The 1,152-nt window shown below is 74.9% G+C and carries 1 protein-coding gene; it reads right to left on the reverse strand.

The window, feature by feature from the left end:
- On the reverse strand, nucleotides 1-1,152 hold a 1,152-nt coding region (locus tag WA788_RS35295; RefSeq protein ID WP_335984551.1), incomplete at both ends, for a condensation domain-containing protein.

Raw genomic sequence — 1,152 nt, forward strand, 5'->3', positions numbered from 1 at the left:
AGCGAACGACGGATCACCGCTCGTATCGGTCCGCAGCACCAGCGTGTTGACGAAGAACCCCACCAGATCGTCCAGCGCCTCGTCCGTACGCCCCGCGATCGGACTGCCGACCGGGATGTCCGTGCCCGCACCCAGCCGCGTGTACAGCGCCGCCAACGCCGCCTGGAGCACCATGAACAGACTCGCCCCACTACGGCGCGCCAACTCCACGAGCGCCGCGTGCAGTTCGGCGTCGACACGCAGTTCCAGCACGTCGCCGCCGTACGACATGGCGGCCGGGCGGGGCCGGTCGGCGGGCAGGCGCAGTTGCTCGGGCAGCCCGGCCAGCGCCTTCTTCCAGTAGGCGACCTGGCGGGCGAACACGGAGCCGGCGTCGTGCTCGTCGCCCAGGATGTCGTGCTGCCACAGGGTGTAGTCGCCGTAGGTCACCGGCAGCGGCGGCCACACGGGTGCCGCGCCGCCGAGCCGGGTGGTGTAGGCGGCGGCCAGGTCGCGGGCGAGCGGTCCCATGGACCAGCCGTCGCCGACGATGTGGTGCATGACCAGCAGCAGCACGTGCTCGTCCGGCGCCAGGGCGAACAGCTCGGCCCGCAGCGGCACTTCGCAGGTCAGGTCGAAGCCGCGCACCGCGGCCGCGCGCAGCAGGGCGGGCACCTGCGCCGCGCCGGCCGTGCGCACGGCCAGCCGGACCGGGACCTCGGCGGCCTCCAGCACCCGCTGGCGCGGGATTCCGGCGGTGTGCGGGAAGACGGTGCGCAGCGTCTCGTGCCGGGCCACCACGTCCGCGACGGCGGCGCTCAGCGCGGCCCGGTCGAGGTCGCCGGACAGCCGCAGCGCCAGCGGCATGTGGTAGGTGGCGCTCGGCGCGCCGAACTGCTGGAGGAACCACAGCCGGCGCTGCGCGAAGGACAGCGGCATCGGCTCGCGGCGCGGCCGCGGCACCAGGGACTGCCGCGCGACCTCGGCGTGCCGCAGCCCGGCCGCCACCCCGGCGGGGGTCGGGGCGCGGAACAGGGCGCGCAGCTCCAGTTCGACGCCGAGGGTCGCCCGGACCCGGGAGACCAGCCGGGTGGCGAGCAGGGAGTGCCCGCCCAGCGCGAAGAAGTCGTCGTCGGCGAAGACCCGCGGCAGGCCCAGCACTTCCGCGAACAG

This window comes from Streptomyces sp. CA2R106 (assembly GCF_037034245.1).
In the GTDB taxonomy this organism is placed as follows: domain Bacteria; phylum Actinomycetota; class Actinomycetes; order Streptomycetales; family Streptomycetaceae; genus Actinacidiphila.